Annotated in this window: 25 protein-coding genes and 1 pseudogene; 11 read left to right on the top strand and 15 right to left on the bottom strand. The window is 38.7% G+C overall.

Annotation, left to right across the window (positions count from 1 at the left end):
• Nucleotides 1–3 precede the first annotated feature (3 nt).
• The 9 genes and pseudogenes from JOC86_RS09860 to JOC86_RS09820 all read right to left on the bottom strand — a co-directional run bounded on the left by JOC86_RS09860 (nucleotide 4) and on the right by JOC86_RS09820 (nucleotide 7574).
• Nucleotides 4–690 (bottom strand): response regulator transcription factor, encoded by a 687-nt coding sequence (locus tag JOC86_RS09860; protein WP_275583391.1) that lies wholly within the window; start codon nucleotides 688–690, stop codon nucleotides 4–6.
• 15 nt (nucleotides 691–705) lie between these two features.
• Nucleotides 706–2157, bottom strand: a complete 1452-nt coding sequence (locus tag JOC86_RS09855; RefSeq protein WP_205171503.1) for an SLC13 family permease — start codon at nucleotides 2155–2157, stop codon at nucleotides 706–708.
• Nucleotides 2154–3340: pseudogene (locus JOC86_RS09850) on the bottom strand (glycerate kinase family protein). Before JOC86_RS09850 ends, JOC86_RS09855 begins: the two are co-directional and overlap by 4 nt.
• An 834-nt stretch (nucleotides 3341–4174) precedes the next feature.
• Nucleotides 4175–4312, bottom strand: a complete 138-nt coding sequence (locus JOC86_RS09845; RefSeq protein ID WP_205171500.1) for a YvrJ family protein — start codon at nucleotides 4310–4312, stop codon at nucleotides 4175–4177.
• Nucleotides 4313–4387: 75 nt separating this feature from the next.
• Nucleotides 4388–4606, bottom strand: a complete 219-nt coding sequence (locus JOC86_RS09840; protein ID WP_205171498.1) for a DUF2922 domain-containing protein — start codon at nucleotides 4604–4606, stop codon at nucleotides 4388–4390.
• Between the two features lie 38 nt (nucleotides 4607–4644).
• Nucleotides 4645–4863 (bottom strand): DUF1659 domain-containing protein, encoded by a 219-nt coding sequence (locus JOC86_RS09835; RefSeq protein WP_205171496.1) that lies wholly within the window; start codon nucleotides 4861–4863, stop codon nucleotides 4645–4647.
• Between the two features lie 813 nt (nucleotides 4864–5676).
• Nucleotides 5677–6669 (bottom strand): alpha/beta fold hydrolase, encoded by a 993-nt coding sequence (locus JOC86_RS09830; RefSeq protein WP_239587511.1) that lies wholly within the window; start codon nucleotides 6667–6669, stop codon nucleotides 5677–5679.
• Nucleotides 6670–6872: 203 nt separating this feature from the next.
• Nucleotides 6873–7100 carry a hypothetical protein gene (locus tag JOC86_RS09825; protein WP_205171493.1) on the bottom strand — a complete coding sequence of 76 codons (228 nt, stop codon included), beginning with the start codon at nucleotides 7098–7100 and terminating at the stop codon, nucleotides 6873–6875.
• Nucleotides 7101–7574 carry an SRPBCC family protein gene (locus JOC86_RS09820; RefSeq protein WP_205171490.1) on the bottom strand — a complete coding sequence of 158 codons (474 nt, stop codon included), beginning with the start codon at nucleotides 7572–7574 and terminating at the stop codon, nucleotides 7101–7103.
• 435 nt (nucleotides 7575–8009) lie between these two features.
• On the opposite strand from JOC86_RS09820, the gene JOC86_RS09815 reads away from it, so the two are divergent.
• The 4 genes from JOC86_RS09815 to JOC86_RS09800 all read left to right on the top strand — a co-directional run bounded on the left by JOC86_RS09815 (nucleotide 8010) and on the right by JOC86_RS09800 (nucleotide 10550).
• Nucleotides 8010–8504 carry a DinB family protein gene (locus JOC86_RS09815; RefSeq protein WP_205171487.1) on the top strand — a complete coding sequence of 165 codons (495 nt, stop codon included), beginning with the start codon at nucleotides 8010–8012 and terminating at the stop codon, nucleotides 8502–8504.
• A 284-nt stretch (nucleotides 8505–8788) separates the two neighbouring features.
• A complete protein-coding gene (locus JOC86_RS09810) occupies nucleotides 8789–9268 on the top strand; it encodes an SRPBCC family protein (protein ID WP_205171484.1) in 480 nt (159 codons plus the stop codon).
• A 124-nt stretch (nucleotides 9269–9392) separates the two neighbouring features.
• Nucleotides 9393–9743 carry a DUF2200 domain-containing protein gene (locus JOC86_RS09805; protein WP_205171474.1) on the top strand — a complete coding sequence of 117 codons (351 nt, stop codon included), beginning with the start codon at nucleotides 9393–9395 and terminating at the stop codon, nucleotides 9741–9743.
• Between the two features lie 276 nt (nucleotides 9744–10019).
• The gene (locus tag JOC86_RS09800; RefSeq protein WP_205171472.1) at nucleotides 10020–10550 is read left to right on the top strand and encodes a DinB family protein; all 531 of its coding nucleotides are present in this window, start codon (nucleotides 10020–10022) and stop codon (nucleotides 10548–10550) included.
• Between the two features lie 193 nt (nucleotides 10551–10743).
• On the opposite strand, the gene JOC86_RS09795 is transcribed toward JOC86_RS09800, so the two are convergent.
• The 4 genes from JOC86_RS09795 to JOC86_RS09780 form a co-directional block, all read right to left on the bottom strand.
• Nucleotides 10744–11274, bottom strand: a complete 531-nt coding sequence (locus tag JOC86_RS09795) for a GNAT family N-acetyltransferase (protein ID WP_205171470.1) — start codon at nucleotides 11272–11274, stop codon at nucleotides 10744–10746.
• A gap of 168 nt (nucleotides 11275–11442) precedes the next feature.
• Nucleotides 11443–12300, bottom strand: coding sequence for a phosphotransferase family protein (locus tag JOC86_RS09790; RefSeq protein WP_205171467.1), 858 nt, complete (start codon nucleotides 12298–12300; stop codon nucleotides 11443–11445).
• A 126-nt stretch (nucleotides 12301–12426) separates the two neighbouring features.
• The gene (locus JOC86_RS09785) at nucleotides 12427–13506 is read right to left on the bottom strand and encodes a M42 family metallopeptidase (RefSeq protein ID WP_205171464.1); all 1080 of its coding nucleotides are present in this window, start codon (nucleotides 13504–13506) and stop codon (nucleotides 12427–12429) included.
• 26 nt (nucleotides 13507–13532) lie between these two features.
• Nucleotides 13533–15167: an ABC transporter substrate-binding protein gene (locus JOC86_RS09780; protein WP_472925686.1), complete on the bottom strand. Its 1635-nt coding sequence runs from the start codon at nucleotides 15165–15167 to the stop codon at nucleotides 13533–13535.
• Between the two features lie 344 nt (nucleotides 15168–15511).
• Between JOC86_RS09780 and JOC86_RS24975 the strand changes: the two genes are divergently transcribed.
• Nucleotides 15512–15637, top strand: coding sequence for a hypothetical protein (locus JOC86_RS24975; RefSeq protein WP_275583390.1), 126 nt, complete (start codon nucleotides 15512–15514; stop codon nucleotides 15635–15637).
• Between the two features lie 181 nt (nucleotides 15638–15818).
• On the opposite strand, the gene JOC86_RS09775 is transcribed toward JOC86_RS24975, so the two are convergent.
• On the bottom strand, nucleotides 15819–16472 hold the full coding sequence (locus JOC86_RS09775; protein ID WP_205171461.1) for a YdeI/OmpD-associated family protein: 654 nt from the start codon (nucleotides 16470–16472) through the stop codon (nucleotides 15819–15821).
• Between the two features lie 774 nt (nucleotides 16473–17246).
• Between JOC86_RS09775 and JOC86_RS09770 the strand changes: the two genes are divergently transcribed.
• From JOC86_RS09770 to tatC, 4 genes are all read left to right on the top strand, one after another.
• Entirely contained in the window at nucleotides 17247–17507 is a 261-nt protein-coding gene (locus tag JOC86_RS09770) for a twin-arginine translocation signal domain-containing protein (RefSeq protein ID WP_205171458.1), read from the top strand.
• A 22-nt stretch (nucleotides 17508–17529) separates the two neighbouring features.
• A complete protein-coding gene (locus JOC86_RS09765; protein ID WP_205171450.1) occupies nucleotides 17530–18900 on the top strand; it encodes a peptidoglycan-binding protein in 1371 nt (456 codons plus the stop codon).
• A 28-nt stretch (nucleotides 18901–18928) separates the two neighbouring features.
• Nucleotides 18929–19105, top strand: a complete 177-nt coding sequence (gene tatA, locus JOC86_RS09760; RefSeq protein WP_205171447.1) for a twin-arginine translocase TatA/TatE family subunit — start codon at nucleotides 18929–18931, stop codon at nucleotides 19103–19105.
• A gap of 146 nt (nucleotides 19106–19251) precedes the next feature.
• Entirely contained in the window at nucleotides 19252–19983 is a 732-nt protein-coding gene (gene tatC, locus JOC86_RS09755; RefSeq protein ID WP_205171444.1) for a twin-arginine translocase subunit TatC, read from the top strand.
• A 105-nt stretch (nucleotides 19984–20088) separates the two neighbouring features.
• On the opposite strand, the gene JOC86_RS09750 is transcribed toward tatC, so the two are convergent.
• Nucleotides 20089–20466 carry a YkvA family protein gene (locus tag JOC86_RS09750; protein WP_239587510.1) on the bottom strand — a complete coding sequence of 126 codons (378 nt, stop codon included), beginning with the start codon at nucleotides 20464–20466 and terminating at the stop codon, nucleotides 20089–20091.
• Nucleotides 20467–21424: 958 nt separating this feature from the next.
• Between JOC86_RS09750 and JOC86_RS09745 the strand changes: the two genes are divergently transcribed.
• Together JOC86_RS09745 and cysI are read left to right on the top strand one after the other, a co-directional pair.
• Nucleotides 21425–23272 (top strand): assimilatory sulfite reductase (NADPH) flavoprotein subunit, encoded by a 1848-nt coding sequence (locus tag JOC86_RS09745; protein ID WP_205171427.1) that lies wholly within the window; start codon nucleotides 21425–21427, stop codon nucleotides 23270–23272.
• Between the two features lie 24 nt (nucleotides 23273–23296).
• Nucleotides 23297–25021 carry an assimilatory sulfite reductase (NADPH) hemoprotein subunit gene (gene cysI, locus JOC86_RS09740; RefSeq protein ID WP_205171418.1) on the top strand — a complete coding sequence of 575 codons (1725 nt, stop codon included), beginning with the start codon at nucleotides 23297–23299 and terminating at the stop codon, nucleotides 25019–25021.
• The last annotated feature ends 4 nt before the right edge of the window (nucleotides 25022–25025 follow it).

Below are 25025 nucleotides of genomic sequence, written 5' to 3'. Positions count from 1 at the left end.
ACCTTAATCCTTAATCATATAGCCGACACTCCGAACGGTATGAATGAATGGGACGTCGTTCGAGTCCGTCAATTTTTTTCTCAAATAGCGGATATAGACATCGATAACATTTGTATCTCCGTAATAATCATATCCCCATACTTCATTTAAAATTTGTTCACGTTCAAGTGCTCGATTTTTGTTTATCACTAAATAAAGCAGGAGATCATACTCTCGCGGTGTTAAATCAATTAAACAATCCTTTCTAAATACTTCCCGCGTATTGGTATGAATCGTAATCGAGTTAATAACATGAACACTTGATTCGATTTTAGAGTCACTTTTCGATTTAAACCGAAGATTTGTACGTATTCGCGCAAGCAATTCTTCAATTTCGAATGGTTTTGTCATATAATCATTTGCACCCAAATCCAATCCGTTTACTTTATCGTAAATAGAACCTCGTGCTGTCAGCATGATGACGATGATTTCATTATTCTCCTGACGAATACGCCTTAACACTTCCATCCCATTCAATTCGGGTATCATGACATCCAAAATGACTACATCAATCTCTTCTTTTTCTAAAATGGACAGCCCCGCTTTACCGGTATGTGCAATACTTACCCTATAACCTTCATGTTCTAATTCTAGCTGAATCACCCGAGCAATCTTCTCATCATCTTCAATAATTAATATCCGATCTTTCATCATTTCACCCCATGGTTATAAATGCATCCCCGTCCACTTCCAATAAGAAAAATAGAATAACATCATGAGTAGAATATAGAGGGGCATTAGTATGGAACTAATTTTTAATAGATTAGTAGCATCATATGAGATTTCGCCTTCCTCATAAAAGAGCAGTAATGCTTTCGAACTCACAGGAGCCGTCACACAATAGTTCATTCCTATTAAGCTTAAAAAAACAACTGTAGAAGGATTAACTCCTATTGTTTCACTAAATAATAATAGACCTGGAATAAAGATAATGGCCCGAGTCGTATGTGATGTAATATATAAATGACTTGTAACACTGACAAGCAAGATGATCAGTACAATGACCCACTCTGGCGCATCAACAAATAAATGCAATACAGTCAGCATTTCTTGTTCAATCCATTTCACTACACCGGTATCAACCAGCACTTTTCCAAGCGCCGTTGCTGCCGCAACAAATATAATCAAATTCCAGGATACTGACTTCATACCCTGTTTCCAAGTAATTACTCCAACATTCGGCAGCATAACAAGGATCGCACCGATCATCGTAATAAACGCTATTCCATAGCCATGGATGCTTTCTGTCACCCATCCCATAATCAAAAATAAAATCAAGATCACTGTCTGTTTCTCTTTACTATTCATCGGTTTTTTTAACATGATGGAATCTTCAGTCTGTACGTTTTCTATTTCCTTCAATCCATCCCTCGGCCACATGGTCCATTTTATTATAGATAGGGTTAAAAGTGTAATAACTACCGCAAATGGTACGCCCCATGTCAACCATTGGATATAAGTAATCGATTGGTCAACCGTATTTTCAAGTAAGCCTATTCCAATGATATGAGATCCTGCACCAATTAAAGTGGCTGATGTACTCATTAATATAATCACAGGTGCTATAATCGCTAATACACTTTGTTCCTTAGCTGAAAATTTTTGACTTAGTTGATGAATAATCGGCATGGATAACGCTGCTCGACCAGATGTAGAAGGAATAAAAAAGGCAGATGCAAATAAAACAGAACATATCCCGAGAAGCACATTGCTTTTTTTATTTGACTTACCTAATATGAAACCCGTTAATCGTTCTGCTAAACCTGATTGTTTAACAGCATCCCCAATGATAAAGGAACCAACCATTAGCCAGACCACTTCCTCAGACAGTGAATGGTATAACAATACCGGATCCTCTCCATTCATGAGGACGATGAACACAATCAGGGCAATGGCTACAAGTCCAGCTGGTATTTTCGTTGTGATCCATAACGTCATAGCTGAAAGGAACGCAAATAAGGAGATCTTGGCACGATAGTCCAGCCCTTCGATCAATACAGTGACCAATAAAATGAGGACGTGAATGCTGATGATCACTAATGACTTAGTTGGAATTTGATTGATCAATGAAAGTATTCGATTATGCTTTGGAACGCGTTTCTCTACTCGTGTTATCATTTTTGATAAACCCTTTTTTCTAGATACTTTCTGTTGGCAATCCCTAAGCCAATGGCCACTTGCCGTAAAACCGCTTCTGTACTTTCTTCAATCCACTTTGGTGCTTTGGCCATCGCTTTTTCTAATGATGTCGGTTTTTGAATAATACTTACATATACATCAATACCGGTTCGATAGTTTACCTCCGCTCCTTTCCCGATTGTTCCCGTGATGGCAATTACCGGGATGTTATGTTTTTTTGCAATTTGTGCCACCTCGGACGGGACTTTTCCATTTGGGGTTTGGAAGTCTAAACTACCTTCCGCTGTTAACACAACATCTGCCGATAAGATTTTCTCCTCTATATTAATGAAGTCCAAAATTAGATCAAATCGTGGATGTAAAGTGGCTTCCGCAAAAGCAATAAGTCCTGCCCCTAATCCACCTGAGGCTCCACTACCTGGGAGAGATCGCACATCCAACCCGATTGCCTTTTTTATTAGTAAAGCATAATGTTCCAATGCTGAAGATAATTGTTCCACTTGTATTGGCGTCGCTCCTTTTTGAGGCCCAAAGACACGTGCAACTCCTTCTTCTCCACATAATAGGTTCTTCCAGTTACAAGCAACATCTATCTTAACAGTATTTAAACGTTTATCTACATTTGTTGTATCTATAGAATCAACCTTCATCAAATCTTCTCCGCCATTGATTTTGACGATTTGTCGTTTCTGATCAAAAAATTGGACCCCTAATGCTTGTGCCATTCCTGCACCACCATCTGATGTCCCAGAATCGCCACAGCCAATTAAAATACGATCAACTCCTAAATCAAGGGCAGAAAGAATCAACTCTCCTACACCATAGGTCGTTGTTTTTAAAGGATTTCTTTGATTACGGGGCACCAGCTTCAATCCGGAGACCGCCGCCATTTCAATCACAGCCGTCCGTTTGTCATTCTCCACAAATATCCCAAAATGGCTCTTGATCTTTTCCCCGACTGGTCCTGTTACTTTTTTGTATATTAATTCTCCCCCTTTTAAGTTAATGATCGTCTTCGCAAACCCTTCTCCCCCATCATCATCGGGATAACATCAATATCAACAGACGGATCAAAGCGCCTCGCTCCTCGTTCCATCGCTAATGCTACATCCTCTGCCTCTAAACATTCCTTAAATCCTGACGGTACCATCACAATTTTCATCAACTGTCCCTCCAAAGTCTTTTATTACTTTGTAATCTACCGTCAAAAAACTAACGAATATTTAGAGAATCATTAAAAAATGATTAAGACTGTTTTGGATTAGGATTATATGACGGTGGGATCCGAGCTCTTTGGTGGCGTCAAAAACCACGAAAATGAAAATGACGGTATGAATAGGGCTTTTTGATGACGTCAAAAACCTCAAAAATGAAAATGATGGTATGAATAGAGCTTTTTGATGACGTCAAAAACCTCGAAAATGATTATGATGGTATGAATAGGGCTCTTTGATGACGTCAAAAACCTCGAATATGAAGATGATGGTATGAATAGGGCTCTTTAATGACGTGGAAAACCTCGAATATGATAATGATGGTATGAATAGGGCTCTTTGATGACGTCAAAAACTGAAAAAGAGAAAATGACTATATGAAAAAAGCTCCTTGGTGTCGTCCAAAACTGATAAAAGACAATGACGATGTAACAAAAATTTAGGGTGCCGTGCAAAACAGTAAAAGCAAAAAAGACGATCTCAAAAGAGTCGAAATATAACTCTGAATTTACTAGATTTTCATCTTGGTTTTAGTATAGTGATAACATTTTACTACTTTAATCAAACGTTTGATTAAATTCTTGAAATAGTCCTGTTATTCAGGTTGAACTGGCTACTCTTGATTTAAATGTCCGCTTCACCTTGCATATTTTTTAAATTAAAATTTATGTATTATGAAATGGTTTCAATCCAAAAGTAATGGGGAGTCCTCTCTCTTTTACAAATTAAAAAACAAGACTGAACGAACATTTACACATTCAAACAGCCCTGTTTCAATTTAGCTATTCTCTCATCTTCTGAGGTAACGTTTGGATCGACGAGATCACTGCATCTAGCTTCGTTTCAATTCTATAGAGTAAATACAGAGTCACAACGATGGGAAAACCAACCTCAGAAATGAAAGGTATGATGGTTTCCACTATTTCACACCTCCTCTTAATCTAGTAAAAAGGTGTGTCCCTCAGAGTAACTCCGAATAGGACACACCAGGTTTATTAAACAATCTCGTATTCTGTTACATTTCGTTCAACAACACGTGCACCCTTAATAGCTACTAGTGCACCACTTGAACTTTGGATCACATTTTCCGAAATAAGATTCTCCATTGCCAGCTTCACTTTCGCTGGATCGATAGGTTCAACTGGATCATCCACGGAAACATTTGCGGATTTTCCAAGTTGGGTTGTAAATTGCAATTCCAATGTTTTCGCCATGATTTATTCCTCCTTTCCTGTAATTTTTTCACTTCTGGTTAGGCCTTAATATCAAAGTTTTCCGTTTTCTCAATGTTGACCAATCCCTTTGAAGATAGGCCAGCTATTGATTGAGACACGTTATAGATCTGGTCTGCCGTTGCAGCCGTATTGATGTTACTGTACGACTTATATTGAAAATTCGGTTTCCCATCTTCCCCGATACCATCATCGTAGACCAATCTAAGTCTAGTACTTGTTAAATCTGCTGTTGCCATTTTGTATCACCTCCTTTCACCTTTTATATAGGCGTAAGGAAGGGATGAGGACACCCTAAAAAAATTAATGTGAAATGAAGGATTGCTGGGGGATTGTCCAATGAAATTGGGGTACTAAAAATATTAAAGTAGCCTGTCTAAGATCTGCAAAGGAATCAGGAACGATTATGTTCGCCTGATGATCCGGGGACTTTCTTCTCTATCTATTGAAGCTATGGTTCCTTATTCCTTGATTAGGACATTCCTTTGTTTTTATGTAATATCTGAATGATTAGTTTGGGTTCCATTTTAATTCGTTCCCACATAGCCATAAATTTGAAATCTCGTACATTTCTTAGTCGTGTTCATGCTTAAAATTAGATTCTTGTGCATTACCACATTTAGGATAATAAAAATGATGATGATTCTTAGGATTGGAGTGGGCTGGAATGGTTAATCTTATGATTTTAGAGGAAAAACAAAGGATGAATGATACATTTCATCAAAAGTTAGTCTGAAGAACAACATATTGTGTAGAGAAGATGCGGCTGCCCGAAAAGGGGAACATCCATGGATCTTTTTAAAAATAGAAGCTTGATTAACAAAATTAAAAATGAGTCAACTCATAGTAGAAAAAACCCTTTTTGAATTATTTGGACTATGAGTATGGCGTGAACTATTTTTTCTAGCAAGTTCTTCGCCTTCTACTTATTAAGGTTCTGTTTTGGCTTCCATGCATATTATATTTAACTTGTAAAAAAACACTTAGTCCAATCAAAGTAATAGCGTTTCCCAAAAGAATCATCCAAATAAAGTCATTATTGATTCCCCCTTTTATTCTATTAATGAATCCCTTTCAAAGGTTTCAATGAATTCATTAACATAATCGGACATTTCCTTAAACTGCGTCCAATGGAGATAATGGTGACCTTCTAATATGACGATTTTATTAGATGTCATATTACTTAATTGCGATTGGTAAAAGGTTATATTGGACGGGCCATCTTCCTTCACTTTATCTTTGTCAGTAGTAAAGATCATGACAGGCATATTCGGAGGGAACGACATCTCCTTCGTTTTTTTTATGTTATTTGTTATTTCATTTGCTTCATTCACTACATTTTTATTGTACCCTTTCCATGTAGTAATGATTTTGGTCATCTTTAAATTTTCATCAGAATAAGTTCCTTTATCCGCTATAGGCAGGAAATCTTCAGGACTGATAGATAAGGCCAGCCTTGCCATTCCAGTTAGCGAAAGCAGGCTCATATATTTGGGCAACGACGGAGGCGACTCATTAAAGTACTCCAACGCCTTCGGTAAAGTGAAATCGATTCCTATAATAGCTTCAATATCATCTGGATATTTATCGGCATAATACATGCTATAGATCCCGGACAAAGAGTGAGGCATTAATATGTAAGGCCCTTCTATGTTTGATTTATTTAGAGCTGTTCTTAATTCTTCAACTATGTTTTCCACTGTTCGTTCCTTATCGGTCAGGTCACTCCATCCATATCCGAACGGCTCTACAACGACAATTTTATTGGTCTTTGCCAGCTCGTTAATCAAAGGTTCGAAATCTAACACAGGTGCTGCCGTTCCCAGTCCACTTAATAAGACAATAGTATTTTCACCATTACCCTTTGTATAGATATGCATATTCCTACCATCCACTTCAACTAATTTCCCTAATGCCGGGTATTTTTTTTGTTCATATATAGACATAACATTATGGAAAACCGCCCCAATAAGGAGTGCTCCAACCATACTCAATAGAATATTTCTAGTAATAACCCAAAATCTAAACTTCTTTTTGTTTTTCATTTTTTCACTTCCTATAGAATAATAGGGTTGTAGAACACTGCCTTTTCCCGTCAAAATGCTTATATAAATTTTTCAGCAAGTACCATCCAATTACTTCATCTTCTATCCTAAGAAATGACGGTTAAGGTCTGGTTAGAGAAAAGGTTAAATTTCGTTTAAAAAAGGTGTATCTGAAAGGTCTAAATTGACCTTTCAGATACACCTTACTTACTTGCATCCAGATCATATCCAAGATGTTCACTAACCTTCCGCGATAGCACAACAAGGCTGCCAACCGATTTGGCAGCCTTTAGGAATGTGTTCTGTACCGTTCTTGGGCTGTAAAACCTGACGTTTTGCCAGGTTTGACGGAAGCCACAAAACGATACGATTTTATCCTCGCGAAATAAACAGTGAGTTGTTAGCGGAGGCATCAATACGAGGCTGGACATTTAAGACATGCTTGCCAGGTGCTCCTCAAGACGATCCATGGTCTGTTCGGCACCTGGGACGGCATATGTTTTCACCTTATCGAATATTGCGGCATTTTCTTCAAAAACTGTGCTATAAGTGAGTTGGGTCTTACTATCCAGATCCTCAAAAGTTACGGTCGCCAGAAAATGGGGAAACACAGCATGTTTGATGACGATTCGCTCGGGTTTAACGACCTCGTCAAAGACGTTGGTGTTGGGATAATCAACGCCATCAGGTCCGTGCATGATAAACTGCCATGTTCCGCCCGGTTTCATATCAAACTTTTGAAAAGTGGTCGTAAAACCTCGAGGTCCCCACCACTTCGACAGGTGCTCCTCTTTCGTCCAAGCATCAAACACAAGATCGCGTGGAGCATCAATTACACGGGTGATCACAATCTCGCGGTCACCTACATGCGTTGCGATTTTGTTTGTTGCGTTGTTTTGGTTCATGTCCATCCCTCCAAAATAAATTTAACTTTGACCTGTTGAATCCTATATCATAAGTAGGTTCCCTTGCGTTCCTTTCCATATTTAAATAAGGAGTAAGTTATACAATCTTCATTGATCAACTCCTTTTTTCAATCATAGCAAATAAATAAGGCTTTGATTTCTTTCAGATTGCTCTCTTGAATAATCTAATCATTACATCGAAAACGCCCAATTTCCTTACTAATTGATTCAATAAAACGGGTCCGTTAGCTCAGTAAACATTACCGAAAAAATCCAATTTATTCATTAAGTGGTCTTCCACAATCGGTTCAGATTGTGGAAGAAGGAAGGGAATTAGATGGTTCATCTTGAAATTGTAAATTATGCTAGAACAACACGGCAGCAATTGACCAAAGGGATTATCTATTAAAGGGATTAAATTGGAGGGAATAAAAAATGGATGTAAAGACACTTTTGTTACAACAATGGGCAAGCTGTTTAGATGAAGAAGACTGGTTTCCACCACTTGAAAAAGTACTAGAGGATATCACTTTTGAACAGGCAATTTGGAAACCAGCTGATGGGGCAATGAATTCCATTTGGGAATTAGTTTGTCATTTACTTTTCTATGAAAAGAGATTTCTGTTGCGATTTCTTGGTGAAACAGCGAATGAACCACAGGCAGAAAATAATGAATCTACATTTCGATTACCAACTGAGACGTTAGAAAATTGGAAGGAAACAAAACAAGAATACTTTTATGTTCATCGTGAACTTGGAAAAATACTAGCAAAATCAGAACATGAAGATTTGTATAGACAGATCCCAGGAGAAGATAATTCATTAGTGCTTGAACTGAAGAGTTTAGCATTACACGACGCATATCATATTGGGCAAATTGTATTCCTAAGTAAAATGCAAGGAGCTTGGGCAGGGAAACGCAGCTTTTAAAAAGCTTCATTAGCTTTACAGTTATTCCATAGAGGGCTTTACTGCAATAAGAACGGGCGCTATCCTGAAACAAGGACAAGCGCTCATTTTTCATTTAAGGGCCAGATTGTTGAAGAACACGAAAATGATTTTATTATTGTTTTTTAGTCATACAAATGTTTGGTACTATAAAAGCATGAAAACAAATATGAGTATTGTTAGTTTTTTCTAAGCCTAATTTGTTTATTTGAATTAGTGATGAATAGCAAGACTTTAAGGATATAAAAGTAAGGGAGGATGATATAATGAATCAATTTGGAACACTACATAAGTATAATGGTCGTTATGCTCTAAGATTTGAACGCTTTTTCTCTTATAAACCCGAAGATGTTTTCCGTGTCATTACGAATCCTAGTTACTTCTCCCAATGGTACCCTTTCGCAACGGGGGAAATGGACCTTAGATCAGGAGGTAAGATTGCCTTCGATGACGGTGAAGGGTCGACATATGAAGGTATCATAACTGAATTAAAAAACCCCCATACCTTTGAGTTCCGTGAGGTTGATGATTTGATACAAATCTCATTACTAGAAGAGGATGGAGGTTGCCAAATGGCCTTCACCCACATTTTCGACGATAACGAAATGGCAATGTATACTGCTGCAGGATGGCATAGATGCCTGGATGTACTTCACCAGATAGTCAACGGACATCCAGTTGAATGGAAAGATAATTCAGCTGAGTTAAGGGAATTTTATCGGGAAGCATTTGATCGAATTAGTTAAAGACTCTCAAACGTATGGTATAAAGGGGCTTATTCCATATTAGGGAGCGAATTGGATATTCGGATCATCATGTGGAAACTTCAAAAAACTTTATACTTTAACATACAGAAAGGAAGGATGTATCATGACCAAACATAAGATCTATACAATGAGTGTCACAAGTGTCTATCCCCATTATGTTACGAAGGCGGAGAAAAAAGGACGTACGAAAGCAGAAGTCGATGAAATCATCCGTTGGTTGACAGGGTATAGCCAGGAAGAGTTAGAAGCGCAACTAGAAAAACAGACAGACTTTGAAACCTTCTTTGCGGAAGCTCCCCTGCTGAATCCTTCACGGACTTTGATTAAAGGTGTAGTCTGCGGTGTCCGAGTAGAAGACATTGAAGAACAAACTATGCAGGAAATTCGCTATTTGGATAAGCTGATCGATGAATTAGCAAAGGGAAAAGCGATGGAGAAGATTTTGCGGAAATAATAATTAAATTCCGATTACCCGAAAATAGCTGTCTTAAATGATCAGGCGCTTTTCTGAAATATGAAAAGCGTCTTTCTTCAAGGGACAGATTGGAGAATAACATCTGCATTGATTGGGTATGTCAGGGGAGTTGTTTTATTATTAACCTAATCAAAAAAATAAAGGAGTGATGGAAGTGCGTTATCTTATTTCGAGAAACCGACCGGCCCCTTAGATAATGTTTTAGCTATTCTCAAAATCTGGATACTAATAACTTGAAGTGAGGGGAGAAAGCAAATGAACCTTGAACTGATGGATATTTTTCGTATGGAATATGACTTTAGTTGGAATACTGAGACCTGGTTTTTACCTTTAGAATCTGCTCTTGAGGGGGTAAATTCCACAGATGCAAGCTGGCAACCCCCTGGAGGAGGGAATACAATTTGGCAAACTGTGAACCATCTAAATTATTACAACGCCCTACTTGTTAGACAAATCAATGACACAAAGCCTAGAAAAAAAGCATCTAATAACAAGGCTACATTTGGAGATATCGGGGAACCGGCAGATTCTAAATGGAACTTGGCAGAGAATACATTTGGAGATACCGGGGACCCGGCAGATTCTGAAAAATGGAAGGCAGTCTTGGCAGAAACACACCTAATTTGTGAACATTTGCGTAAATCACTAGCACAAGTTAATGACAGTCAGCTGGAAGAGGAACATGTCGGGGTTCTGGCACGTCAAATTTTACACAACGTATATCATATAGGGCAAATTGTATTAATTCGCAAACAACAAGGCTCTTGGCCAAAGGAGCGAGAATAATTGGTATATTCCGCTATAGGGCGCGATTATGAATCAAAAATCAAAAGGGATGATACATTAGCCCTGTATAATATGTATTACCCCTTATTTTTTATGACTTTTTAAGGTCAATTAACACAAGCCAGAGCATTTCTTATGAATTTATCAAATACATAAAAACTCTCAATTAGTTAGCCTAACAACTCCGTTTGTTTTAAAGAATTATCCTTCCAAATGCACCGAGACTTTTATAATAAAAAATAGTAGCATCTAATCCACCATTCGCAGATTTCGCATAATGAGGAATTCGTCCGGCCTGAATGTAACCGATTGAAGTATAAAGATGATTAGAGGGATCGCCTTCTCTTGTATCCAGTACCAATAACGTCCTGCCATCCTGCATTGCCCTTTCCTCAGCCTTTTGCATTAAAGAACGGCCAATACCATTACGTCGATAATTAGGGTGTGTCATTAATTTTGCAATTTCGGCTCTATGTTCACCATTCTGCTTCGTACATAATTGCAACTGTACACATCCCGCAACCTGGTTATTTATTTTTGCGACAAATAGAATCACATCAGGGCTTAAAGCACTCTCCCAGTATTTTGTAGCCTCAGATGATTTCAATGGTGGTAAGAAGCCAATGGATGCACCATCTTCTACTGTCTGTATCAAAAGTTCTGAAAGCTCCTCAATATGATCTCCGATTGATGTTAATTGCTCAATTTTCAGATCACTAGTCAACTAAATCACCTCTATTAAGTATTTACCTCCTCCATTTAACAGGAAGACCTTTTTTCAAACAACAACGATGTTAGATAATATTACAAGCCTTTTTTATCAATACACCCAGATCGCTTTATAAGAAAAAGAAAACCAACAAGCTTATCCTCATCACGCTATTAAGCTAGATCAAGAAGAAGGTCCAGCTGATTCATCGTATATTTTCATCCAGCTCGCTGCCCAATCTTGAATTTTCACATAATCGATTCTAGAAAGCTCACCTGCTAAGTCTCGTTTCATCCGTACGCCAGCCCATGCGTTAAACAATTCTATGGATTCCAGTAAATCTAGTGAACCCACTACCTGTCCATATCCTTGCTTCCAGCCCTTTTCAAAGTCCAGAATGACATCAAGATTCTTTTCAAAATGCTTATATCCTGCTAATTGAAAAATCGATAGTGTCCGTGCTATGTCAAACCGATAATCTCCTATAGTTGCATTGGCCCAATCTATTACTGCTGTTATTTTTTCACCGTCCGTAAGAACATTGAGAGGATGATAATCTAAATGAATTAAATTAGATTTCAAACGGTCTTGTGGAATTTTATTTACTATTTCCTGCTCTTCAAAATTTGGTGATAACCACGAGTTCGAATTTTTATAAAATGCGGGAATTGAAATACTGTTTATGGAAACTTGTACTTTTCCAAATTCATATCCTAATTTTCTAGCGTTTTCTGGATGTGCTTGTAATTCTTGAAAGATGGTTTGTCCAGATCCCCAATCCATTAACATACCAGAATACTTTTCGAATACGATTACTTTATGTATTTGAGGAACTGGTATGTTATGAGCAATTGCTCTATCTATCATATTTTTTTCATGAATAAATTGGTCATGTCTTTGAGAAGGGAGTAGGCGTAATGCGTAGGTAATGCCTTGCCCGACCTCAACCTTATATACTTCGCTGTCTTTCCCACCATATACTCTTTCGTAAGAGTTGTAGGAGTGGACACCCATTTTGGAGAGAATTTGATCAAATTTCATAGCAATCACCTATTTTTTTCTTATCTTTCAATCTTCTATTTGGTTTCCAGCATTTCCTTCTTACTTCCAAGCTGATTCCAACACAAAAACACCTGCCCTGTTGAAGGAAGGGCAAGTGTATTCCTATTAAATCGTATCCACAAAACTTTTACCAGCTAGTTCATTAATGGTATACGTAAATTCTTTTATCAATTGAAGGCTGTTTTCCATGTCTGCAAGGTCTACAACTTCTACAGGGCTGTGCGTGTATCGAGATGGGATCGAAATCACTCCTGTTGAAACACCCGTTGAAGTCATGTGAATCGCACCACCATCTGTTCCGATGCCCATAAAAACTTCCAACTGATGGGGGATATTATTTCGTTTTGCTGCCTTCTTAAGATGCTCAGTCACTAATGGATGAGAAATAAGAGACTTATCGGCAATCTTAATGCACGGCCCATCCCCTAATACCCTCGTACCTTTCATTAATACATCATAGGTATCACTTGTTGGGGTCGTATCAACGGCGATGGCGAAGTCTGGTTTAAGGGATGGAGTCAATACAGATGCTCCACGTAAACCGACCTCTTCTTGAACCGTAAAAGCACAATAAATATCGCCATGGTCACGCTCTGACTTCTTTATATCTTGTAAAAGCTTGATCATTAAAGCACAACCAGCACGATCATCAAGTGCTTTTCCTACTACCCTGTGGTGTTTTTCACTTCCTATTAATTTTAGCTCTGAACCGTAGGAGATTGGTTGCCCAACTTCAATCCCCATTTCCATCGCATCTTCGATTGAACGAGCTCCGATGTCAATATAGAGCTCTCGATGTGAATCAGTCCTATTCGGATCATCCCATTTCATATAATGGACGGATAATGCACCGATAACGCCGTGTATATAACCATTGTTTGATTTGATCACTACAGGTTGAGCCAGGAGAATCCGGTCATCGAAGCCACCGACTTTTTCAAAACGTAGTGTTCCATTTGGTTCGATTTTCTTTACGATAAAACCAATTTCATCTGAGTGAGCTGCAAATAAAACGGATGGAAAGCCCTTCTGAGTCGAACTAACTTTTGCAATCACATTCCCCAGTGGATCTACATGATAGTCATCAGCATAATCCTTTATTTGTTCGATAATATAACGTTGAATGTCTTGTTCAAACCCGCTTGGGCCGACTTTCTCACATAACTCTTTTAAAAGCTGATACATCCCTAATTACCTCCAAAGCTATAAAACTATTTATTAGTTAAATAGACATCCGTAAGCAGATCATTACTCATTGGATGCGGCTTGTATCCTTCAACATATTTCGCTTGTGCCAAAGGAGTGGTTGTATAGGCAAGCATGGCCCATGGAGCATCTTCCTGGAATAGCTCCTGCGCTTCTTTGTAAAGCTCCATTCGTTTCTCTTGGTCAAGCGTTTCACGAGCTTCGGTAATCAGCTGAGTGAATTTATCACTTTTATAGAATGCCCGGTTATTAGCCGGCTTTGCTGTATTGGTTTTGCTTAAGTTCGGATATAAGAAGTTGTCAGGATCTGCCATTACCCCTGTCCAGCCGAATAATGCCATATCATGCTCTCCAGCACTTGTTTTATCAAGATAGGTCGCCCATTCGTATGTAACAATTTCAGCCTCAATTCCTATCTTTGATAGATCGGATTGAATGCTTTCTGCAATTTTCATTGGTTCAGGAAGATAAGGTCTTGGGTTACTCATCGTATAAAGCGTCGTTTTATAACCGTCTTCAAAGCCTGCTTCCGCTAGTAATTTTTTTGCTTCTTCCACATTGTATTCATACTTCTTTAACCCATCATGATGTCCCCATAATGACGGTGGAAGCGGGCTGGTTGCTACTTCAGCTAAACCATTATAAAAGGCATCGACCATTTCCTTTTTATTGATCGCCATATTGATTGCTTTTCTTACTTTAGGATGATCAAACGGTTCTTTCTCCATGTTAAACGCCATGTAACCTATGTTAAAGCTAGGACGTTTTAATAATCCCATTCCCTCAGTTGATTCGACAACCCTTGTATCACTAGGATTCAACCCGTCTAAAATATCAATTTCACCACTTTGAAGAGCGGTCAGTCTTGATGAATTTTCAGGAATAACTTGATAGATTACTTGATCTAAATAAGGTTTTCCTTCCATCCAGTAATCAGGATTTTTCTCAAGAGTAATCGTATCGTTTCGTTTCCATTCTTTAAACTTGAAAGGACCTGTTCCTACAGGATGTTCATTTATTTTTTCGCCGTATTTCTCAATAGCGGCAGGACTTGCTATTCCAAACATAGAAATCGCTAAATAACTAAGGAATGGTGCGGTCTTTCTTTTTAGTTTAATTTCAAGAGTATATTCATCTGTCGCTTTTACATGTTCAATCAGGTGATTTTCATCTCCTTTAAAACCGCCATATAAGAATGGATAATAAAAAAAGTCACCTTTATGGTAAGGATTATTTGGATCCATCCACCGCTCAAAATTAAAAACGACAGCTTTGGCATTAAAGTCTGTTCCATCATGAAACTTTACACCTTCTCTTAAAGTAAAAGTCCATGTTAAACCATCTTCACTAGTTTTATAGTCTGTAGCCAATTTCGGTTTAAGCTCTAGATTGTGGTCATATTCGAATAGAGTTTCAAAGATATTATGGGTCACTCTAATAGACTCACCATCTGTTACATTAATCGGATCGAGTCCAATCGAATCTGCCCCCCTTCCAAAAATAAGTGTACCGCCATATTTCTCTTCCTCTGAGAGATTATCTTTACTTTCGGTACTTGATTGGTTTCCTCCTGAACAAGCAGAAAGAACAAGCATTGCCACTAGTAGTAAATAATAGGTGAGTTTCATCTTTCGCTTCACTGCTTTACCTCCTTAAAGTCGTTTTAAGGACCATTATATGTGAAGATTCACAAAATTTAAAGAATATTATGATGGAATGTTCAAATTTTTAGATAATACATTCCGAAAAATTCCACTTTATTTTTATTAGAATTACTTTCACCTTTGTACTGGAAAGTCCTACTCTCACTCTTAAGTTTCAAAAAAGAATATATCGGGTAAATGAATAAGAGGAAATTGATTGGGTTAGAGTTTCCCTTTGGATAAAATCTGAGGATGAATTGGATATAAATCTTAGACACTAATCGCGTTTTATGCGCATTTATATATTAATCATTCAAAAGCAGAAAACAGGAGGCTATAAAATGATTAAAGAAAAAGTAAAGAAATGGTTCAATGATCCAAAAGTAAGGAAAGCGGTTAATGAAAAAGTAGTGTTTACTGTTAAAAAAGAAATCGAAAAAAGGAAATTGGAAAATAAGAGAAGATAAATGGATCCTTTGCTGAGTTTATTGGCTCATCCCTAATTGTATAGCAAAACGGGGCTGCCCAAAAACAAGGTGTCCGGAACCACATTCAGGACAGCCCCATAAGAATCTTCCGTTTGTACCTCTATATTTATTATAGACACTTCCAATAGAAGAGCGACATAGTTCCTTTTAACCTGACCTTCTATTTCTTCTTTCGACGATACAAATCGATGGTTTTGTAACCTTGTGAAAGGATCTCAACCATTTGTTTCTGACGCTTTTCGCGTGTCTTTTGTTGCTTTGCTGAGAATATATAACGTGCCCAGTCTTTTTGATATCCAGGTGTTAAGCTTTGGTAAAACTTAAGCTCATTTGGATGGTTAACTAACAGTGTTTCAACATCCTTAAGATTGTCCTCATAATCTGCCACACATTGACTTGCAGCCGATGTCTTTTTGGCTTTCTTTTTTTCACGCTTTAAACCAACGACCGTAAAAACATCATCCATACTTACCATCCGTGCGAACTTGATATCACTATCCCCCACATAGCCATCCTCCCCCACATTCATTGCCGGAAAAATTTCATCTCTGTGAATAAAAGTGTCATAGCGGGTGTTACCTTTTTTCGGATATGCGAAAAAGATATAGCCTTTGTCCATTAAAACCTGTTCATTAATAAGAATAAATTGTGTATGCTCAACCATGTCATCCATTGACTCTACAAAAATGAAAATAGCATCATGATCTTTAGAAAGGGTAGTCGTTGTTTCCGTGAAGACATCATAATCGCTTGGTTGATTGATTACTGCCATATTTGAGTATTTAGTAAGATTTAATTTATCGATGATTGTCATTGTCGGCTCCTTAGTTATTTATTAGTATAAGACGTTTATTTTCACTCACAATCGTACCATATTGTAAGTTTAGTTATCTGTAGGACTAGCTAAACATATTGAAAACTAAGAATCAAAGAGATTTTGAAGAAAACAATATCAAAAATCATTTCCTTCTTTGCCCCAATAACATACACCTCTAATTTTTTGAATTACTGCCTTCTATGATTCATATTCATTCAAATCGTAACAACCTTATAGGCAGGATGTTTTTTAATCCCACCCTTTATTTTCATTATGCGGCAAATCCCTAAACACAAAAAACAGTATGGAAATAGGGAAAAAAACATGAGCCTTCACACTATAGCGTCTTTCTACCTTATTAACAATTTGAATCACTGCTATAGAGAACTTAAAAAGGACATGAATATCAAATTTTATCGCATTTTTCTAAATGTAATTTGAACTATACTTGAACAACTAAGCATTTGCTAATGATTGAATAGAAATATGTCCCTGTACTACTAGTAGTGGCTTATAGGCGTAGAAACCAGTGAATCGAGGCTAAGGGGAACGATCTCTATCAATAGGAACAAAATTTTCAAAGACCAGATATTCGTTACCTCCTTCAATACTAAATAACGTAATATTTACTATGCTTAGATAACCCAAAATGCTCATTACATTATTTATGTAAAAAAGTATAATTTTAGTCGAATTATGTAATTATTTGAAAGTTCTAAAGATATTTACTACTACCTTGATAAAAGGTTAAATGAAGGAGGAAGGAAATAAGTGGAGAAGAGAAAGTTAAGCAGACGTAAGTTTTTAGGGTATCTAGGAGCTGGTTTGGTCACGGTGACTGCCGCTAGTTTACCTGTCAAAGCTCTAGCAGGAATGAGCGAAACCACGGCTACACCCACGGCAGTGCCAGAGGATTTACCGAAAGAACCCGGTACATGGGGGGATACCATTTTAGAAATGGAACTAGAACTGCCTCAAGACCCAAATGTGCTTCTAATGGATGTAGAAGCGATTTATAAATTAAATCAATGAAGTATACGGGAGGGTAACTTTTATGTCTTTACGGGTAAATATGGTCAATACAGCCATTTCTCAGATTGGTACATTGGAAGGAAGTAATAATGACAATAAGTATGGGCGATGGTTCGGTCTAAACAATCAACCATGGTGTGCGATTTTCGTTAGCTGGTGTGCTTCAAAATCAGGGAATATGGAGTTCGATGGAGGCCGTCCTCTTTTTGTCCACAGTGCTGCAGTAAGATCGCATAGATGGTTTCATGAACAATCCGGTGAATATTTTACCAAATCAGGATTCATTAATTATATCGGTAATGATTCTAAACGAGTTGCCAGGGCGACGGGAAGTCTCATTTTCTTTAGTGGAGATTCGCATATTGGCATCGTAGAACAATATTATCCTGGGGAGCAAGCAGTACTTACAGTCGAAGGAAATACATACATCCCATCTCAAGGAGAACATATTCAGGGAGTGTTTCGTCGATATCGCCGCCTTTCGGATTCAAAAATAGTAGGGTTTGCCATTCCTTATTATGAAAATTATGACACGGATTATCCCGAGAGTGGCGATGGAATGGGTGGTGCAGTCAAACCAGTTCCCCCCCCTTACGGTAACAGCGGAACTGGGGATAACCCTACTTCATTCCCTGGAACAAGGTATTTCTACATTGGAGCTTACAATAACTATGTCACCCTATTAGGAAAAATGCTAATCAAGGCAGGATATGGTAGTTACTATCAAGTAGGAGCGGGACCTCGATTTACAGAAACAGACCGTCAAGCTTGCGCCGCCTTTCAAAGGGCCCAAGGCTGGAGCGGAAGTGGTGCAGATGGTTTTCCTGGTCCGTCTACTTGGGAACGCCTTTCTACAATTTATTATGGTAGCGGCGGGAGTGGCGGAAGCAATTGGCCACCAGCATTTCCAGGTACACAGTATTTTAAGCCTGGCGCCTCTAATCAATATGTAAAATTATTGGGGGTTCAGTTAGTGAAGGCAGGATTTGGCCGCCACTATTCTGTCGGACCGGGCCCTGCATGGAGTGAAGCAGATCGCCTAAACTGCCAGGAGTTCCAAAAAGCACAAGGCTGGACTGGCAGCGATGCAGATGGATATCCAGGGCCGACGACTTGGCAAAGATTGTTTGAAATTGTTGGAAGCGCTCCAAATGTATCGGTATTTCCCGGAAGCCATTTCTTTGGCCCAGGAGCAAATAATGAGTATGTCACCGCAATGGGGAAACGATTAATTAATAAAGGCTATAGTCAATATTATTCTGTTGGGGCAGGTCCAAAATGGAGTGAGGCAGACCGTCAAGCCTGTGCTGCTTTCCAACGCGCACAAGGGTGGTCAGGAAGTGATGCGGACGGCATTCCTGGTCCTTCGACATGGCAAAGGCTCTTTGCATAAAAAAATTTAACAGAGGGGAAATGATAAAATGCCAAACATTGGAGTTCCTGGATTAATCCTTATATTAGTCATTGCTCTTATTATTTTTGGACCTTCAAAACTTCCTGAAGTTGGACGTGCTTTTGGTAACACTTTAAAAGAATTTAAAAACGCGACCAAGGATCTAGTGTCTTCAGATTCTAAAAAGGAAGATAAAAAATCTTAACTAACTGGATTGAAAGTGACCGTCTTTAAAAGGCCGTCCCAAAACTAAAGTCTCTAGAACCTCTGAAGAAATCTATTTACGGTTAACATTAGTGATTTTGGACCTGTTTTGGGACAGCCCCTTCTTTCCATTTAAGAGGTGAACAAATGATTGACGAAGAAGTTGAATTAATTGCCCATTTAGAAGAAATGAGGAAAAGGATTATATATGTCCTTTGTAGCTTTTTGACCTTTTTCATTTTTTCTTTTATTTTTGTAGAACATGTTTATAATTGGTTAGTTAAAGATCTAGAATTTAAGCTTGCCTTACTTGGACCAGGGGATATATTATGGATCTATTTTAAAATATCAGCTGTCTGTTCGATTGCCCTTACCACCCCGCTAGCTGCTTACCATGTTTGGCGATTTGTATTCCCAGCCCTTCAAAAACATGAAAGAAAAGCAACGTTTATGCTAATACCAGCTTTATTTCTACTATTTATGATCGGGATATCTTTTGGGTATTTTCTTGTATTTCCTATTGTCCTTTCATTCATGCAAGAGTTAGCTGGAGATGGGTTCCAACAATTTTATACTACAGAGAAGTATTTTAGCTTCCTACTTAGCTTGACAGTCCCTTTTGGTTTATTATTTGAACTCCCTGTTGTCATTCTATTTCTAACCGCTATTGGAATCTTAAATCCACAATCGTTAAAGAAATTCAGAAAAATTGCCTACTTTATCATTACAGTAACATCTGTACTAATTACACCACCAGATTTTATATCGGATATACTGGTTCTAGTTCCACTCATATTAATTTATGAGCTAAGCATAAATTTATCATCCTTCATCTATCGAAAAAGGCTGCAAAAAACAGAAGCTTTTACTAGTATCTAATAGATTAGGTTAAATTAGATTTGCTAGAAAAATTCATTTGTTTGACTTCGAAAAAAAGCCCTTAGCCACTATTAAGGAATTAATGGCTGAGGGCTTTTGAAGAACCTATAATTTATTATCAACATCAGAAGTATCTACATCTTTACCAAACCAATCATACAACTTTTGCTTGGCCTTTGCCTTTACATCTTCGTCGATATACATGGCTACTTGAACTAAAGCAATCCCCAAGGCACTTAAATCATCTGTGTAACCGAGTCCAACAGCTATGTCAGGTATTAGGTCCATCGGGAAAATAAAATATCCAAGAGCACCAATGATTGTGGCTTTCGCTTTAACTGGAAGATCTGGCTTTTGTAAAGTGAAGTATAGCAATAATGCCGTATATACTACTGAATGTCCCGCCTTCAAGGCGAATTTTTTTAATTTCCTCCAAAAATTCTTCTCTGAATAGTGGCCATCCATATTCTTGAATTTATCCATTTATACCAGCTCATCCCCTCTAAAAATAATGAGTCTATTATACTATTTCTCTTGAAAATTTCCCATATATTTGAACTTCTTTTCAATAAATATTTGATTATGATCCATTCTAGCGGCAACAGTCAGTTTTTAAGGCTTCATTTTATTGATCTCATTCCTAATTACGCACTTTTTCATGGCTTTATTAATCAACTCTTTGGAGATCTTTTCCTTTCCAGGTATAGTTACGGGTTCATAGAGCTAGCTCCTTTCTTACCGTCATTTTCTCTTTTATGGTTTTTCATGACACAATAGAGCCTTTTTCTTATCATTTTTTTCACTTTCTCGGTTTTTCATGGCACCATAGAGCCCTTCTTTTATCATCATTTTCCCTTCCTCGGTTTTTCATGTCACAATAGAGCCCTTTTCTTATCATCAGTTTCCCTTCCTCGGTTTTTCATGTCACAATAGAGCTCTTTTCTTATCATCACTTTCTCTTCCAAGGCTTTTCATTGACACAATAGAGCCCTTTTTCTTATCATCAGTTTCCCTTCCAAGGTTTTTCATTGACACAATAGAGCCCTTTTCTTATCATCAGTTTCTACTCCCACGGTTTTCACGGCACCATAAAGCTCTTTCTCACAACCCATCTTATATTTCCCAAACTTTCAATCTATACAAAATCACAATATACCAACCAATATGTTAATTACCTCAAGCCGCTTCATATTAGTAATATTCTATGTAGCTTTATAACCTATAAATAAAGGAATCAACACACTATATCCAATCCATTGAATTTAACCGAAAATTAACCCTTGTAAACACATAGGAATTATGTATAATATAACTAAGTTAAAATACTCTATATAAAAAGACTGATTGGAAAAACCAAAGGTCCTTAACAATTGTTAAGGACCTTTTTGTGTTTTTTTACGATGACTTTGTAGAATTTATATTTCTTTGTGAGGTGGTATGAATGGAACTTCAGGTAATAAACAGCCCTTTTAATGAGGAACAGGCAAAGCTTCTTAATAGCGTTTTTGCGACGTTGACGGATTCACAGAAGGTGTGGCTAAGCGGGTATCTGGCCGCTTCCCAAATAAATGCTTCTTTGGGAACAACGGCTACTGATCTGCAGGAACTCCCCATAGCGCTCTCTTCAAAGACCGAGCAAGTAGTTTCCAAAGAAGTGACCGTACTCTTCGGATCACAGACTGGCAACGCACAGGGACTTGCTGATAAGTTAGCTGCGAAGTTGGAGCAACAAGGGTTTCAAGTGACGCTTTCTTCCATGAACGATTTTAAGCCAAATCGTATCAAAAAGGTTCAAAATCTTCTCATTTTAGCTAGTACACATGGAGAAGGAGATCCACCGGATAATGCCTTGTCCTTCTATGAGTTTCTAAACGGGAAGCGGGCACCTCAATTAAATGATTTACAGTTCTCAGTGCTTTCTTTAGGGGACAGCTCGTATGAATTTTTCTGCCAGACTGGGAAGGACTTTGACCGACGTCTGGAGGAGCTTGGTGGAAAACGGCTGTGCCCGCGTGTTGATTGTGACTTGGATTTTGATGAGCCAGCTTCTGAATGGATGGAGGATGTACTAAGTAGTTTGAAGGAAACGCAGAAAACTGATTCGACCGAGAAGCAATCCTCTCTCCTATCATTAAGTAAAACAGGAACATCCATTGATCAAGCCAATTATTCGAGAACGAATCCTTTTAAAGCGGAAATTCTTGAAAGTGTAAACCTTAACGGCCGTGGTTCGAATAAGGAAACGAGACATTTGGAGCTATCACTTGAAGGGTCTAACCTTGAATTTGAACCGGGGGACAGTCTCGGGATCTATCCAGAAAATGACCCAGCCTTGGTAGACCTTCTTATTTGGGAAATGAACTGGGATCCAGATGAGAAGGTTAGTGTGAATAAGCAGGGGGATAGGAGTCCATTACGGGATGCGCTCATTACACATTACGAAATCACTGTACTCACAAAGCCACTTATCGAAAAAGCAGCAGAAGTTTTTTCAAATAATGATTTAAAGGGGCTTTTGTCAGCAGGGAATGAAGAACTACGGAGTTACATAGAAGGACGCGACCTTCTCGATTTAGTGCGGGATTTTGCCTTAAAAGAGGTATCGGCGAGCACATTTATTTCGATCCTTCGAAAAATCCCGCCCCGCCTTTATTCAATCGCAAGCAGCTTAAAAGCCAATCCTGATGAAGTACATTTGACGATTGGTGCTGTAAGGTACAATGCCCATAAACGCGACAGGAATGGGGTGTGCTCTGTACAATGTGCTGAACGGGCTCAGCCAGGCGACTTTTTGCCAGTCTTTATTCAACGCAATCAAAACTTTAAGCTCCCTTCTAATCATGAAACACCCATTATTATGATCGGGCCAGGTACTGGAATTGCTCCGTTTAGGTCATTTATCCAAGAACGCGAGGAGCTCGAGGCTGAAGGAAAATCATGGCTGTTCTTTGGTGATCAGCATTTCGTTACTGATTTCCTCTACCAGATCGAATGGCAGCAATGGCTTAAGAATGGTGTACTAACAAAGATGGATATCGCCTTCTCACGTGATACAGAGGAAAAAGTGTATGTCCAAGACCGAATGAAAGAAAATAGCCAAGAGCTTTACCAATGGTTGGAGGATGGAGCCGTTGTCTATATTTGTGGAGATGAAAAACGGATGGCACATGACGTTCATGAAACGCTAATAACAATTATTGAACAGGAAGGCCGGATGAATAGAGAGCAAGCAGAAGACTACCTTACTGAAATGCAACAACAAAAACGTTATCAGCGCGATGTCTACTAAATTTGTTCGAAAGGAGATAAAAATATGATCAGAAATAATTTGCCATTAACACAAGAAGGTCCTCCGAGCGATGTTGAGCGAATCAAAAAAGAAAGCAACTATTTGCGTGGAACAATTGCAGAATCATTTACTGAACCTATAAGTGCAGGAATTCCCTCTGACGATAACCGCTTGATGAAATTTCACGGCAGTTACCTGCAAGATGACAGGGATGTGAGAAATGAACGCCAACGACAGAAGCTTGAGCCTGCTTACCAATTCATGGTGAGAGTTCGTGCTCCCGGCGGTGTAACCACACCAGAACAATGGTTGGTCATGGACGATATTGCCCGTAAATATGGAAATGGTACGATCAAACTAACTACGCGGCAGTCGTTTCAAATGCATGGAATTTTAAAGTGGAATATGAAGAAAAGCATCCAAGAAATTGATGCCGTTTTAATGGATACGCTAGCTGCATGCGGTGATGTAAACAGGAACGTGATGTGTAACCCTAATCCGTATCAATCGGAAATCCATTCAGAAGTGTACGGTTGGGCCGAAAAATTGAGCGATTACCTTTCACCACGAACGAGAGCCTATCACGAGATCTGGCTTGACGAAGAAAAAGTAGCGGGCAGTCCTCATTCAGATGAAGAGGTAGAACCTATGTACGGAGCCCTTTATTTACCAAGGAAGTTCAAAATCGGTATCGCGGTCCCTCCTTCCAACGATGTGGATGTCTTTTCTCAGGATCTTGGCTTAATTGCGATCGTAGAAGAAGGAAAACTGAAAGGATTTAATATCGCTGTCGGTGGTGGTATGGGAATGACGCATGGGGATAAAGAAACCTATCCCCAAATCGCCAAAGTCATCGGCTTCTGTACACCTGACAAAATGGTCGATGTGGCAGAGAAAGTGATCACCATTCAAAGGGATTATGGAAACCGTTCTATTAGAAAGTATGCCCGTTTTAAGTATACGGTTGATAGACTTGGTTTGGATTTCATTAAAGAAGAACTAAACGAACGTCTAGGATGGGAGCTTGCTGAAGCACGTCCATATCATTTCGATCATAACGGTGACCGTTACGGTTGGGTGCGTGGAAGCAACGGAAATTGGCATCTTACCTTATTTATACAGAATGGTCGTGTTACGGATTTAGAAGATTATCCACTAATGACAGGGTTACGGGAGATCTCTAAAGTCCATACCGGCGATTTCCGACTTAGCGCTAATCAAAATCTTGTCATTGCTAATGTCACCGATGAGAAAAAAGACGAAATTGTCGAGTTAGTGAAGAAATACCGACTGACGGATGGGAAGCACTATTCGGCATTACGCAGGAATTCCATGGCCTGTGTAGCCCTTCCAACCTGCGGATTAGCCATGGCCGAATCTGAACGTTATCTGCCAAGTTTGATTGATAAAGTTGAGGCCATATTGGAAGAGTGCGGCTTACATGAAGAGGAGATTACCATTCGGATGACAGGATGCCCTAACGGATGCGCCCGCCCCGCTCTCGCTGAAATCGCCTTTATTGGGAAAGCACCAGGGAAATACAATCTTTATTTAGGTGGTGGTTTTTCTGGAAACCGACTCAATAAGATTTACCGGGAAAATATTGGCGAGAACGACATTTTGGAAACACTCCACCCCATTCTTTCCCAGTATGCAAAGGAACGACAAGATGGCGAACGCTTCGGGGATTATGTCATCCGTGTTGGTATCATAAAAGAAGTTCATTCCGGTCTGGATTTTCATGATTAAACCG

The sequence above is a fragment of the Rossellomorea pakistanensis genome (assembly GCF_016908495.1).
Taxonomy (GTDB): Bacteria; Bacillota; Bacilli; order Bacillales; family Bacillaceae_B; genus Rossellomorea; species Rossellomorea pakistanensis.
This window is presented reverse-complemented; position numbering and strand designations above follow the sequence as displayed.